The organism is Paraclostridium bifermentans (assembly GCF_019916025.1).
Lineage (GTDB): Bacteria > Bacillota > Clostridia > Peptostreptococcales > Peptostreptococcaceae > Paraclostridium > Paraclostridium bifermentans.
Window position 1 is genome coordinate 1,974,125 of record NZ_CP079737.1, and the last position, 14,675, is coordinate 1,988,799.

General features: G+C 27.7%; 12 protein-coding genes. 6 read left to right on the forward strand and 6 right to left on the reverse strand.

Going from position 1 to position 14,675, the window contains the following annotated elements; all coding sequences use genetic code 11:
- The first annotated feature begins 149 nt into the window (after positions 1-149).
- Entirely contained in the window at positions 150-1,124 is a 975-nt protein-coding gene (locus KXZ80_RS09535; RefSeq protein ID WP_021433249.1) for an aromatic acid exporter family protein, read from the forward strand.
- A 74-nt stretch (positions 1,125-1,198) separates the two neighbouring features.
- On the opposite strand, the gene pepI is transcribed toward KXZ80_RS09535, so the two are convergent.
- From pepI to KXZ80_RS09550, 3 genes are all read right to left on the reverse strand, one after another.
- Positions 1,199-2,080: a proline iminopeptidase gene (pepI, locus tag KXZ80_RS09540; protein WP_021433250.1), complete on the reverse strand. Its 882-nt coding sequence runs from the start codon at positions 2,078-2,080 to the stop codon at positions 1,199-1,201.
- Positions 2,081-2,339: 259 nt separating this feature from the next.
- Positions 2,340-3,080 carry an OmpA/MotB family protein gene (locus tag KXZ80_RS09545; RefSeq protein ID WP_021433251.1) on the reverse strand — a complete coding sequence of 247 codons (741 nt, stop codon included), beginning with the start codon at positions 3,078-3,080 and terminating at the stop codon, positions 2,340-2,342.
- Complete coding sequence (locus tag KXZ80_RS09550) at positions 3,073-3,900, reverse strand: motility protein A (RefSeq protein WP_021433252.1); 828 nt, start codon at positions 3,898-3,900, stop codon at positions 3,073-3,075. The genes KXZ80_RS09545 and KXZ80_RS09550 overlap by 8 nt, the downstream gene beginning before the upstream one ends.
- 220 nt (positions 3,901-4,120) lie before the next feature.
- On the opposite strand from KXZ80_RS09550, the gene KXZ80_RS09555 reads away from it, so the two are divergent.
- Positions 4,121-4,558: a hypothetical protein gene (locus KXZ80_RS09555; RefSeq protein ID WP_021433253.1), complete on the forward strand. Its 438-nt coding sequence runs from the start codon at positions 4,121-4,123 to the stop codon at positions 4,556-4,558.
- Positions 4,559-4,664: 106 nt separating this feature from the next.
- Here KXZ80_RS09555 and KXZ80_RS09560 read toward each other — a convergent pair whose 3' ends face one another.
- Positions 4,665-7,310 (reverse strand): DUF11 domain-containing protein, encoded by a 2,646-nt coding sequence (locus KXZ80_RS09560; RefSeq protein WP_021433254.1) that lies wholly within the window; start codon positions 7,308-7,310, stop codon positions 4,665-4,667.
- A 110-nt stretch (positions 7,311-7,420) separates the two neighbouring features.
- Positions 7,421-8,497, reverse strand: a complete 1,077-nt coding sequence (locus KXZ80_RS09565) for a glycosyltransferase (protein WP_021433255.1) — start codon at positions 8,495-8,497, stop codon at positions 7,421-7,423.
- Positions 8,498-8,618: 121 nt separating this feature from the next.
- Here KXZ80_RS09565 and KXZ80_RS09570 point away from each other — a divergent pair, with 121 nt between their 5' ends.
- Both KXZ80_RS09570 and KXZ80_RS09575 read left to right on the forward strand, forming a co-directional pair.
- On the forward strand, positions 8,619-10,457 hold the full coding sequence (locus KXZ80_RS09570) for a glycosyltransferase (RefSeq protein WP_021433256.1): 1,839 nt from the start codon (positions 8,619-8,621) through the stop codon (positions 10,455-10,457).
- A 15-nt stretch (positions 10,458-10,472) separates the two neighbouring features.
- Positions 10,473-11,543: a polysaccharide pyruvyl transferase family protein gene (locus tag KXZ80_RS09575; RefSeq protein WP_021433257.1), complete on the forward strand. Its 1,071-nt coding sequence runs from the start codon at positions 10,473-10,475 to the stop codon at positions 11,541-11,543.
- A 47-nt stretch (positions 11,544-11,590) separates the two neighbouring features.
- On the opposite strand, the gene KXZ80_RS09580 is transcribed toward KXZ80_RS09575, so the two are convergent.
- Positions 11,591-12,337, reverse strand: a complete 747-nt coding sequence (locus KXZ80_RS09580; protein WP_021433258.1) for a glycosyltransferase family A protein — start codon at positions 12,335-12,337, stop codon at positions 11,591-11,593.
- A 163-nt stretch (positions 12,338-12,500) separates the two neighbouring features.
- Here KXZ80_RS09580 and KXZ80_RS09585 point away from each other — a divergent pair, with 163 nt between their 5' ends.
- Positions 12,501-13,523 (forward strand): polysaccharide biosynthesis protein, encoded by a 1,023-nt coding sequence (locus KXZ80_RS09585; protein ID WP_021433259.1) that lies wholly within the window; start codon positions 12,501-12,503, stop codon positions 13,521-13,523.
- A 22-nt stretch (positions 13,524-13,545) separates the two neighbouring features.
- Positions 13,546-14,667 carry a non-hydrolyzing UDP-N-acetylglucosamine 2-epimerase gene (wecB, locus tag KXZ80_RS09590; RefSeq protein ID WP_021433260.1) on the forward strand — a complete coding sequence of 374 codons (1,122 nt, stop codon included), beginning with the start codon at positions 13,546-13,548 and terminating at the stop codon, positions 14,665-14,667.
- Positions 14,668-14,675 lie beyond the last annotated feature (8 nt).

The following is a 14,675-nucleotide window of genomic DNA, read 5'->3' on the forward strand; positions in this document are numbered from 1 at the left end:
ATAATCTATTACTCCTTTCCATATTTTTTCTAGTTAAACTTTATCATTAATTATCAAACAAATAAATATATATTAATTTGTTTTGCATTAAACTATATAAATTTTATGATAAAATGTACATTATAGATTTATCCAAAGGAGGTTTATACTTGAATAAAATTAATATGCTTAAAATAATAAAATTATCCTTAGGAAGTTCCTTGGCTATATTTATTGCTTGGTTATTAAATTTAGAATATTCAATGGTAGCTGGAGTTATAGTATTGCTTACAGTAAAAAATACTAAAAAAGAAACCCTTAAAGGTGCTATCGGAAAGATATATGGATTTTTCTTGTGCACAGTTTTTTCATACTTATGCTTTAATACTTTAGGATATAATTTAGTTTCATTTTCAATATTTATACTTATAATAATATTTATTTGCTTTTTATTAAAAATTCAAGATGTTATAGCTATGTGCGTAGTTATTGCCTCTCATTACTTCATGAAAGGCGACATTTCTACTAGCTTAATTTTAAACGAAGCTGGAATATTTGTTATAGGTGCTGGAATAGGAGTTATTATAAATATGTATATTCCCACAAACATAAACAAAATCTATGAAGGTCAAAGAAAACTACAAAATGAAGTAAGTACTGTACTTATAGACATAGCAGATATTATTGTAAATCCTAATAAATCAAATAAATATACTTTTGATTTAAATACTCTAAATGAACTTATTAATAGCAGTATTTCTGATGCTTATGACAATATTAATAATAGTTTATTAAGTGATACTAAGTTTTTTCTAGATCACATGGATATTATTAAAAGTCAAAGGGATATATTAGAAAGCTTATATACTCATGTATCACAATTAAGTTGTGCTCCTCCACAAGCACACATTTTATCAGCTTTTATACATAAAATAGGTCATGCTTCATTTGAATCAGAAACTGTAAATCAACTGCTTGATGAGTTAAATAGATTAATGATTAGTATGAAAAATGAGCCACTACCGATAAATAGGAGTGAGTTTGAAAATAGAGCTATTTTATTTTTATGTTTAACTGAATTAAAACAATTTTTAACTAATCGCAAACAAGCACAAATGCTTAGAGATAATAATTATTATAAATAATTTTTAACTATTGTTTTATATAATAAAAAAAGATTAAGCATTATTCGCTTAATCTTTTTTTATTATATATAGTTTTAATCATTTTTATCTAACCATTTAGTTAAAACATCTATGTATTTATCGTTTTCCTCAACAAAAGGCATATGTCTTGAATATTGGAACAGTTCCCATTCACTATTAGGTATTTTATCATACATAGTCTTTGCAATATATGGTGAGCATAAATCTCTAGAACCACTAGTTATTAAACAAGGCTCTTTTATTTCATTTAATCTATCTGTAAACTCATATCCAGAAAGAGTTCCTGTAGGAGAAAATTCATTTTGACCCCATCCTACAACATATGCTTCTGAACCTGCCTTTTTAGCTCTTCTTAAGCACTCAGGATCATTTTCAGTTACTTTTCCTGCACAATGCATTTCCATAAATTTATCCAGTGCACTATTATATTCCTCGCTAGAATAATCTCCAGAATTTACTGCATCAAGCAATGCCTTTTGATCAGCTTTATTCATATATGAAATTCTTCTTTTTTGTTCTTCTTCCCAAAGTTTTGCAGAAGAAAGCGTAGATGAAAGAATATATGATTTAATTCCCTTTGGCTTATATTCTATAGCATACCAAATAGCTTGCATTCCACCCCAAGATTGCCCTAATAAATGAATTTCTTCAAGCCCTAGATGCTTTCTAAGCTCAATAAGCTCTTTTATCCAAGTATCAGCATTAAATAATTCAGGATGTCCTTCTACAAATGAGTTTCCACATCCGATTTGGTCATACATTATTACTTGTCTTCCAGTTTCAGCAATTTTATCCAACACCTCAAAATAATTATGTGTAGAACCTGGTCCTCCATGAAGCAGTACTAATGGTTTCTTTCCTTGTGTTGATTCTCCTACTATACGATAGTACGTTTTAAAACCTTCAAAAGGCATGTATCCTTCAGTTATTTTCATGTTAATCCCCTCCAATTTGTCATTTAATAATAATCCTCTGTTCTTTTAGTAATACGTTTTCTTCCTTTTCAATATGAATTAAAATATTTGTACTTTCCTTTATAAATAGTATAACACATAATTTTCATAAGATTTTGTATAAAATATAAAACCTACTAAATTAATATTTTTAAAATATGTTTAGTAGGTTTTAGTAATAATTATAGCTATTTAATTACAATTTAGTTTTTAACCTAAATTCAGTTTAATTTATATAAGCTTACTTTTTATTATTTTCAACTTCATTATATTTTGAGTTCATAATTAATAAGTCTACTCTTCTATTGGTCTCTTTACCTTTACTTGTACTATTTTCAGCTTTTGGTCTATATTCTCCATACCCTGTAGCAGATAATCTATCTGGTTCTATATCCGCTTTATCAATTAATATTTGTGCAACATTACTAGCTCTCATTACAGATAGATCCCAGTTAGATTTATACTCATTATTATGTACAGGCACAGAGTCTGTATGACCTTCAACTTTTATAAAATTCTCACTTCCCATAGATTGATTTATTATTTTACTAATTTTAATCAGCTTATCAACTTGCTCTGGTCTTACTTCTGCTTTGCCACTGTCAAAAAATAGAGAATCCTTAAAACTAATGACTAATCCTCTTTTTTCTATAGTTGTGCTTACACTATCTGAAAGGTTATTTTCTTTTAAATATTTATCTATATTCTCTTTTACCTTTTTTAATTTTTCATTTTCAACTAGTCCATTACCTACTTCTCCACCCATTTTACTTCCAGTATCAGCAATAGCACTACCATCACCCATAGCCTGATTTAAAGCTGTTGTTAATTTTTCATACTTTCCTTTATCTATACTACTCATCGCATACATTATTATAAAGAAAATCATTAATAAGGTTATAAAATCTGCATAAGAAAGCAACCAACGTTCATGGTTTTCATGTTCTTGTTCCTCTTCTTCATACATTTTTCTTTTATGCACTTTGTTGTTCCTCCTTATTTAGCTCACTACTTTGAGTCCCAAAATACCTATTTTCTAATTTTATTTGATCTTTGGTATTTAAAAATCCTTTAAGTGTGTCCCTTAAAGTTGTTGGACTTACATTATCTTGAATCAATGAGATAGCTTCTATTATAATAAACTTTTCAAGTTGTTCATCTTTAGCCAAATTTTTAAGTCTAGTTGCTATTGGAAGAAATATTAAGTTTGCACTACCAAGACCGTAAAGCGTTGCTAAGAATGCAGCAGATATACTTCCTCCCAATGCGTTCATATCTGCTTTAGCTAATCCTCCAAGAACATGAACCAATCCTAAAACAGTACCAACTATACCCATAGTAGGCGCAGTTCCTCCTGCTGAGTCAAACATAGATGCTCCAGTTTTGTGTCTCTTAGAGCTCATAGCAGCTTCTATTTCTAGCATATTTCTAATATCTTCGGGTTTAACCCCATCAACTGCTGATTGAAGTCCTTTTTTAATAAAAGGATTCATATTTTCATCTTCCTGTAATTCTTCTTCAAGCCCTAAAAAACCATCTTTTCTTACTTTGTGTAGCACATGGTCAAAATAAAAAATTAATTCAATTAAATCTGTTGATTTTCTAGTAAAAGCTACACGCAAAATACTTCCTATATTTTTTAATTGTTTTAAAGTGAAAGACGTTCCTAAAGACCCAAATGTACCTCCAAAAACAATTACAAATGAAGTCCATGAAATAAGTGCTTCTGCATGTCCGCCTTCACCTATAAACCCTAATATTAAAGCTCCAAAACCTAGTATTAAAAAAATTAATCCAGACATAATTTGTTATTCCTCCTTTTTCATCATAAATTGAGAATTTTGCCCTCATTTATTAATTTTATTTTCGGCTTTTTTTATAATATATTAAGTAAAGTTTTTGTTAAATTTTTACATAATTTTAACTTAATACTTTTTATGAATTAAATATTTTTTAATTTTTTATATAAAATGATATAATTTTTATATAATACTAAAAAGTTTAGCTTAGGAGATTTGAATTATGAAAAATGAAATTAAAAATAACGATAATTGTATTGAATATGGCTGGAGTGAATCTTTGATTTTAGACAAGATTCAAGAACTTTTAGATGTTCAAAGTATAGATGATTTAGAACTTGATGAGGATACAATTGAAAATTTAAAAAATAAATTAATCCAAAATGTTTCTTTTGAAGAAATAAATCAATCTGGTTATATAATTGCTAAAAATGTGAAAGAACTAAACGTACTTCCACAAGAAGAAATAAAAGATTACATTTTACGATTAAAAAACTATTTAAATAATACTACTATAAATTGCATTAAAGCCGATTTTAAAGGAATTGAATTTGAAGTGTATAAAAATTCTTCTATCGATGATGTTTTTAAAGAATATTATTCAAAATATGATGAATCTTATGGTATATCTCAAATGCTTTCAGATTTAGGATTAAAATAAATAATTCCTATTAAACACATGTAACTTATACAAAAATAAATCCTATAGGTAACTTTTATAGTCTACTCTATAGGATTTATTTTATAGTTATTTAATTTTCATAAATTTAATCTATAAATAAATATGCTAAATTGCTATTTGCATATCCACGTACGCTTGTATTTCCAGAGCTACTATAATAAAAATTAGCTTGACTAAAGTTATAAATTGGATCAAATGAATCATCTATAAGCTTTGCTTTGAATCTGATTATGCATTCTTGTTCTGGATACATAGTTCCTAAATATATTCCACAGAATATATTTTCATTCATTGCTACACATCCGTTTATACACATGCTACATGGTACATATTGCAAACTTGCAGGTAAAAAATTTGAAACTATAACATTTTGCAAAGTACTACTTCCTATATTTTTTGCTTTTATTTCAAATATTACTTGATCACATAGTTTTGCAGAAGTCGGGAATATAAATTCAGTTAAAATAAGTTGAGGATCTTCAACAGAAAGAGTTGTATCTGCAGTCGCATTTAGATTTACTATGGATACTGGATCTCCTACAACAGGTAAAAATTCCATAGTAATTTTACTATTGTTCCTATAATCTATAATTGAACCTATACCTTTAACTGTTATAGAAACTGTTTTATTTTTTCCACTTAAAATTGGACCTAAACTTATTCCAGCAACCAAGTCCCCACTTATAACAATTCCATCTAATTTTATTTCTATGACTTGTAGCTGAGGTGGGAATACAGTAGCAAATAAAGTAGATAAAGAGTCTAGCTTCCCACTATTTGATATTTTAATATTATAAATAGCAGTTTCTCCTATTTGTATTGAAGTAGCACTAACATTATTAACGGCTGAGACTTCTGGATTAACAACAATAACTTGAATTGTAACCTCTACAGTAATATATGCTGAGATAGTTATTCTAGGTTTATCTTGTTTTATAACATCATCAAATTCTCTTGTAGTAAAAATGGCAGGTTTATTATAGTCATAAGTTGCAGTTATTTCAGTTGATATTGTTCCATTTGGAGGAACACTAATTATCTTAACATCAAAATTTATTACTGTTGTTTCCCCAATATCTAAACTTCCTATATTTACTCCATCTACTATATTTCCCTCTGTAGGAATTCCATTTATTTTCAGATTGTTCATATACTGTAGGTTTGGATCTAGAGGATCTATTACAATAATATCACTCAAAAATATTTTACCATTATTTGTTACATCAATAGTATAAGTCAAAATTTCACCTACAACTGCAGTAGTTTTGTTTACTTCAGCAGCGATAGCTAAACTTGTTATTGTAGATCTAATAGAAAGCTCATTAGAGTATTCTATTTTATTAGTTATAATTCTTCCATATGGTGGTATATAGTCAAACGTTACATTCGCCATATTTTTAATTTCTGTTTCATCTTTAGCCAATACCTTGCATTTATATGTCACAACCTTAGTATTGCCTATCTTAACTGAACCTATTTCAATTCCACTTACTGGAGAAACACCCACAGGTTGATTTACTCCATCTATAGTAACACTTCCGTCTATAAAGCTTAGCTCAGGTGGAATTGTATCTTTTACAACTGCATTTAATATATCTACATTTCCTATATTAGATATATTAACAGTATAAGTTACAATATCATTTTCTCTTACAATTGAGTTATCACTTGATAGTACTAAACTTATATAATATGTTCTAGTAAGAACAGCTTGTAAAGTAAGTAGTGCCCATATAGTTGACATCATCTGATCACTTTGATCAGGGTCATCAGGATTTGACTTAAAAGACCCATCTAAGTTTTGTTGTTGTAATAAAACATTTGTAACGTCACTAATATAATCTATTTTTTCAAATGGAGGCACAGTCTGATCAATTTGATAAAATTCATATCCTGTCAATCCACCCATAAGTGCATATGTTGCCTGATAATTAGCAACAGGACTTGAGTTCCATCCTGGATTTAAGAAATAAGCTGGTTCATACCAATTATTAGCTTTATAGTTTGTTGCTACCATTACACTATTATCTGTTTGAAGACGGTTTAAAAAGTTCATTTCTAGTAATAGGTTTCCTGTTTTTAAAATATCTAAATCTTCTTGTGGGTTGCTATATCCAGAACCGCCATTATTGTTTTGTATATAATCAACCCAATCACTAAATCTATTAACTGTATTTCCATCTACTTGTAAGTTAAACTTATACAAAGGATTTGTAGCAAATAACAAGCCTAATCCAACATATCCTGAGACATAATTATTAGCTATATCATCATAATTATTTATACTATATCCCCATCCACCGTTAAACTCCTGTGAGTATTCTAAATAATTAATCATATCTTGAGAAAAAGTTTTATAAGATATGCCTTTTATAAAATTAGGCCCATTATTTATTATTTGATCTGGAGATTGACTTGCACATATAGCAGCTAATACAACACCCATTGTATAATTTATATTTCCATCTTCCTCATAATAAATACCATGATTATTTTGATTTGCATTTAAAAATAAGTATTCAAGTGCACCAACTAAATTATTATAGTATTTATAGGACACATCTAATGGATAAATCCCCTGGCTTATTGCATATTGCTCTAGTTCTAATACAACTAAAGCAGTATTTAAAATTGGATACGAAGTACCAAAAGATTTATCTTGATTTTGATTAAGTACAACCCATCCCAATCCTAGATCTATCCTTTGTTTTACTAAATTTTGATCAATCATATTATTGTATCACTCCTATAAAATGTCATATTTACATAAAAATCGTCATACAATATATAATTACTTTATGACTTTGCATTTAATCTTTTTACATAATAAAAATCATGTGCTTAATTGATAATAACCATATATTGTTTTATTAATTTCTCTAAGTCAAAATTACTCTCGCAATATGACTTACCCCAATCAGATAGTTCTTTATATTTGTCTGGGTTTTCTAACAGATATCTTATACTACTTTCAATGTTTAATTTTTCAATTTTATGGTTAAATCCATGATCTCCAAAGTAAGTATCTAAGATTTCATTATAATTTTCAAAACTAAATATTCCTAAATAATCTTTTATCCCAGTACAAATTATTGGCTTTGAAAAATTCAATGCTTCAATTGCTACTCTTCCAGTTCCAACTACTATATCGCTTATTCCATAATAAGCATTTATGTTGTAAATGTTGCCTATTGTTATTATTTTATTTTTTTTGTACTCACAATTTATTTGATTTGCATAAAAATCAATTGATTTTTTCTTTACTCCGTTTCCTACTATTAATATATATATATTATCATTAAGTAAATTTTTTGCTTGATGTATCAAATTTTCAGCTAACCTTCCTTTGCTAAAACTAAGTCTGCTACAATACAAAATTACTTTGGCATCAATTGGGATTCCAAGTTTACATTTCAAATTATTATTTTGAATTATTTCATCACCTTTTCTAATTTTAATTCCATTATAAATTAATGATATTTTGTCTATGTCATTTTTAGAGACACTGTCAAATACTAATTGTTCTACTGGTTTACTAACTGCTATTATGTGTTTTGCCCTTTTACATGCATATAATAGTAATTCTTTAGAATAGTAGAGTCCATGAATTGTTATTATATAAGGCGTATTTGTTACATCATATAATTTTCTTGCAAGAATCATACTTTCTAAGCCATGGCAGTGTATCAAATCTATTTTATATAGATTTACGAGTTTTTTTAATCTTTCAATTCTACATTCATGTTGACCTATCACTTTAAAATTAATTTTACCTTTATATGGACTATTAATTTTATTTTCATTTAAAGTTACAATCATTGTTTTTATATTAGATTTATTTAAGGTTTCACATAGTGTAAGTACATGAGTTTCTGTTCCCCCAACACTAAACTGATCCATCAGCATAAGTATGTTCATAAAACCACCTTTTTTATATTTAAGTATCAATTTTTTTAAAATAATATACTATATAGTATATTGTCTAATTAAGTTAATGTTTCGATATTATTCCAATAGACTACTAAGGAGGTTTATTTCTATGAAATTCAATAGAATTGATGGATTAGTTAGTATAGTTATATCAAACTATAATAATGAAAACTATATACTAGAATGCTTAGATTCTATACTTAATCAATCTTATGAAAATATAGAAATTATTGTTGTTGATGATAAATCAACAGATAATAGTGTATCAAAAATCAAAAATTGGATAAGAAAAAATAAAAATTCTTTTAAGAATGATAATTATATAAAGCTAATACAACTACCTAAAAATGTAGGTTTCTCCGGTGCCGTGACATATGGACTATTTTTAGCTCAAGGCGAATATATAGCAATGCACGATGGAGATGATAGATCTCATAAAGATAGAATAAAAAAACAGGTCAGTTTTTTAAATGAGCATAAAGAAATAAGTGCTGTTGGTACTAATTATGCAACTTTTAATAAAGACGATCCTACACCAATATCTGAGCCAACTGGTATAGAATTTGGTGTAGATAATATAAAAGACGTATACTCAACAGGTCTTAACTGCGTTTGTCATGGTTCTTTATTGATTAAAGGGAGCGTATTTGATAGTATAGGTGGCCTTTCTAGAAAACTTGAAGGTGCCGAAGACTATGAATTTATCACAAAACTATTGCCATTTGGAATAGATAATATAGATGAAGAACTATATTATTATAGATTACATGAAAATCAACGTTCAAAAATATATTACGATATAAATAAATTTGCTATAGACGAAAAAGATTTAAAAGTTTTAATGGTCTTAGATAGCCTAAATATAGGCGGAACCGAAACTCATGTATATAGTCTTATTAAAGAGTTTTTAGGCAGAGGCATAAAAGTTTGTTTGTTAGCAGACCATGGACCTTATTCATCTGAATTCCTTAAATTAGGATGTACTATCTATAATATGGATTTTCCTCTTTACGTAATAAAAGATTCAGCAACTGAAAGCAGATATAAAAATAAAATAAAACAAATAATTTTAGCTGAAAATATAAATATAATTCACGCTCACCAGTCACCTTCCGGCGCGTTATGTATAGATATAGGCAAAGAGCTTGAAATTCCATGTATTTTTACCGTTCATGGACTTTACTATTACGATATTTTATATGATAGACTTAATTTATCTGACTCTGTAATAAGTGTTAGCCAACCTACTTATGATTGGCTACTTGAATATAACGTACAATCAACTGTAATTCCAAATTCTATAGATTTTGATAATTACGTTTCTAAAACTCCTAATTTATCCATAAAAGAAGAACTTGGTATTGATGAAGATGCCTTTACTATAGTTTATTGTTCTAGAATAGCTTGGAGTAAAACAAGGGTTGCTGAAAATTTATTAAGGGTTTGTCGTGACCTTGTTCGTATTGAAAATCTAAATCTACATCTAATTATCGTTGGCGATGGTCCTGATTTTAACCAATTAGTTGGTATAGCAAACAGAACAAATGCTTTATTAGGAAAAAAATGTATTCATCTAGTTGGTGGAAAAACAAATGTAGTTGATTATTATCTTAATGCTGATTGTATAGTAGGTACAGGTCGTGTGGCAATTGAGGCTTTTGCTTGTAAAAAGCCTGTTATTGCATCTGGTAATAATGGTTATTTCGGTATACTTAGCAATGATAATATTGAAAGTGCGTGGAGAGTTTATTTTGGTGACCATAAATCTATAAAATCTAATAATGCTTCATTCCTATATAACGATATTAAGTATGTATATGAAAATAAAGACGGACTTTCTGAATATGCTGAATCTTGCTATGACTGGGCTAGAAATTTTTTTGATATAAAATCTAATACAGATAGATTAATACGTGTTTACATGAATTCTCTTAAAAACTTTCATTAAAATGGAGCTGGTTAAATGAAAAAATTATTATATATTGGGTGGCTTGGACAAAACAACATAGGCGATGAGCTTATGTGGGATATATTCTTAGATCTATGTGAAAAACATGGTGTCTCTGAAAAATATAAAATAGTAAACAATTTTGAAGATAGTGATTTAAATAATTTGCCTACTTATGATGTTGTTGTTCTAGGAGGTGGATCCCTTTTACTTCCAGGCTATATAGAAATACTTTACAGAAGCTTTCAATCTGGTTCTAAAATATTCATTTGGGGAAGCGGATATGATTGGGCTGAAAAAGATTATATAGTGTCCCTAATAGAGGAAAATACCCCTGCATATTTATTCCCTGATGATAGTGAAATTATTTTACAAGAAATAATCCCTAACTGTGAATTTGTAGGTGTTAGAGGTCCTTTAACCTATAATTTGATAAAAAAATCATTTGTTGATATCAGTAAGCTAATAATTTCTGGCGATCCAGGATTTGCCTTACAAGAGCAACCTCTAGTAGATTATATGCCTATAACTACATTAGACCCTACAGATAAAATTGTTGCTGTAAACTGGGGTTCTAGTCTAAATAAAATTTATGGGAATGATGAAGATAGCGTATCTGATGAGCTTGCAAAAGTGTGTGATTATTTAATAGATAAGGGATATAAAGTTTACCTATATATTATGTGGGAACAAGACTTGAAACCTTTTTTAGATTTTTATAAAAAAATTAAACCTAGTAACAATTTAATTGTTGATACAAATATATATAGTGGTGGCCAGTTAATGAGTTTGTTAAAAAGATGTGAATTTTCTATAAATTTTAAGCTTCATGGAAATATAACATCTGCTGTCGCAAATACCCCTTTTATTTGTTTAGGATATAGATTTAAATGTTTTGATTTCGTAAAATCTATCGATTGCGATAAACTGATTGTATCTACAGATTCAAAAAAATTGTATGAAGATATTATAGATTGTATAAATTATATAAATAATAACTACGATGATATAAAAAATACTATTAAACATAATATTGATTCATATAAAGAGAAGATAGAAATACCTTTTAAAGAAAACTTATTCTAAATTAAAATAGCAAAGTTTAATTTATTAAACTTTGCTATTTTTTAATTTTATTTTAAATCAAAACTTTTTAAAATTTCTTCTTTTTCTTCTTTAAAAATTTCTACAGTTTTTATATGTGGATAATTAAGAACCATATTAAAACTATTACTTACATTTTTTTCATGTACAATCACTAGATAAGAATGTGTATCTATAACTTTATGAGTTAAATTTGCAGCTCCCCAATGGTCTGGCTCTGTATTATGTCTAAATCCAAAATAAAAATCATCTACAGTATATACTAAAGCGTAAAACGATGGCGAACCATGCTCCATCGATGCTAACCTATCGCCTTCTATTTCATACATATATCCATTTTTACATAATATGCATTCTAATTCTTCATAATATGGAGTTTTATACAATATATCAATATAATCTTTACTAAACATATTGTCACTATCAATTCTTATATGATAAATATAATCATATCCTTGTATTAGGCTATATATAGTTTCATCTCCATCAGATGTAAAAATTACGTTATCTGGTAATTTGTCGTATTTTGATAATGAATTAAATACTATTTCTTCAGTTTCTTTTGTGTATCTCATTATACATTTGAAATTTTGATTAGTTTGATTTTTTAAACTTCTCAAAGTGTATTTATTGAAAATTTCAATTCTATATTCAATCCATTCCTTAGTTTGAGATAATTTTTTAGAGTCATTATACACATCTTTAAATCCTGGCCAAAATGGATTTTCTGGTACATTAAATGGTATATCTATAACCATAATAATTTTATTTTCCATATCAAGTTACCTCTTTCATATTATATAAATATATAAAACTAGCTAGTTTTATATATTTATATAATATGAAATTAAAAACATTATGTTATTATGCACACCTCAAACTTTTTCATCATAATATTAAATATAACGACATTAAAATTCATGAAATAAGGGTGAAAATATGTTTAATAATAAGACAATTTTAGTAACTGGCGGCACTGGTTCATTTGGAAATGCTTTAATAAAAAAAATTATTAATTCAGATATAAAGGAAATAAGGGTTTTTAGTAGAGATGAAAAAAAGCAAGATGATATGAGAAGGTTATACAACAACGAAAAAATAAAATTTTACATTGGTGATGTAAGAGACTATGATAGCATTAATTATGCGCTAAAAGGAGTTGATTATGTATTTCACGCAGCTGCTCTTAAGCAAGTTCCATCTTGTGAGTTCTACCCTCTTCAAGCAGTAAAAACAAATATATTAGGAACAGAAAATGTTTTAAATGCATGTATAAGTAATGGAGTTAAAAAGGTTGTTTGTTTAAGTACTGACAAAGCTGCTTATCCTATAAATGCGATGGGCATATCAAAAGCAATGATGGAAAAAATAGCTATCTCTAAATCTAGACTATTAGACCCTCATGATACGTTAATTTGTATTACTAGATATGGAAATGTTATGGCATCTAGAGGTTCCGTAATACCTCTTTTCATAGAACAAATAGAAAATAAAAAAGATTTAACTATAACAGATCCAAATATGACAAGATTTATGATGAGTCTAGATAATGCAGTTGAACTTGTTTTATATGCATTTGAGCATGGTAACCAAGGCGATCTATTCATACAAAAATCACCTGCTTCAACTATAGAATGTCTATCAAAAGCTTTAATTGAGATATTTGATGCACCCGATATAAAAATTAGAACTATAGGAACAAGGCATGGAGAGAAGCTATATGAAACTCTAGCTACAAGAGAAGAACTTTCAAAATCTGAGGATTGTGGTTCTTACTATAGAATATTGGCTGATAATCGAGACTTAAATTATGATAAGTATTTTATATCTGGAAAAGATCATGTCTCTTATTTAGAGGATTATAATTCTCACAACACTTATAGATTGAGTTTAGAAGAAACAAAGGATTTATTATTAAGTCTTGATTTTATAAAAAATAAACTAAATTCATTTCCTAAATAAAGCAATTGAGTGAGGTTAAATTATGATAAAAGTAATGACTATAATTGGAACTAGACCCGAAATAATAAAATTAAGTAGAGTTATAAATGAACTAGATAAATATACTAACCATATACTAGTTCATTCTGGCCAAAATTATGACTATGAACTTAATGAAGTATTTTTTAAAGATTTAGAAATAAGAAAGCCAAATTATTTCTTAAATTCAGCAAAAGGTAATGCCATAGAAACAATTGCTGATATTTTAGTAAAAGTTAATGAATTATTAGATATAGAAAAGCCAGATGCAATTTTAATATATGGAGATACGAATACATGCCTATCTGTAATTGCTGCTAAAAAGAAAAAGATACCAATCTTTCATATGGAAGCTGGAAATAGATGTTTTGATTTAAGAGTCCCTGAAGAAATAAACAGAAAAATTGTAGACCACTTAAGTGATATTAATTTTACCTTAACAGAACATGCAAGGAAATATCTAGAGGCTGAAGGAATTCGACCAGAAACTATAATCAAATCTGGTTCTAGTATGAAGGAAGTATTTAAATATCATTTCGATAAAATTAATCAATCCACTATATTAGAATCCCTATCCTTAAACCCAAAAGATTACTTCGTAGTTAGTGCTCATAGAGAAGAAAACTTAGATATAGACGATAATTTTACACAACTTCTTACTTCATTAAATAAAATAGCAAACCATTATGATAAAAAAATAATATTTTCTACACATCCTAGAACTAAAAAAAAGATAGATCTTATGGAAGATCTAGAATTGGATCAAAGAATAGTTTTATTAAAACCATTAGGTTTTTTTGATTATATAAATTTACAATTAAATGCATATTGTACTTTATCCGATAGTGGTACCATAACTGAAGAATCCTCTATACTAGGATTTCCTGCAATAACTATAAGAAATTCTCACGAAAGACCTGAAGGTATGGATGAAGGTACCTTAATAATGAGTGGCTTAGACTACGATACAATACAAAACTCAATAGATATTGTAGTTGGTCAGTCTAATGATAACTGCATGAATATAGTAAAAGATTATGATACTGAAAATGTTTCAAAAAAAATTGTACGATGTATCGTAAGTTACATCGATTATATAAATAGAAATGTTTGGAATAAACACTAAGGAGGTGT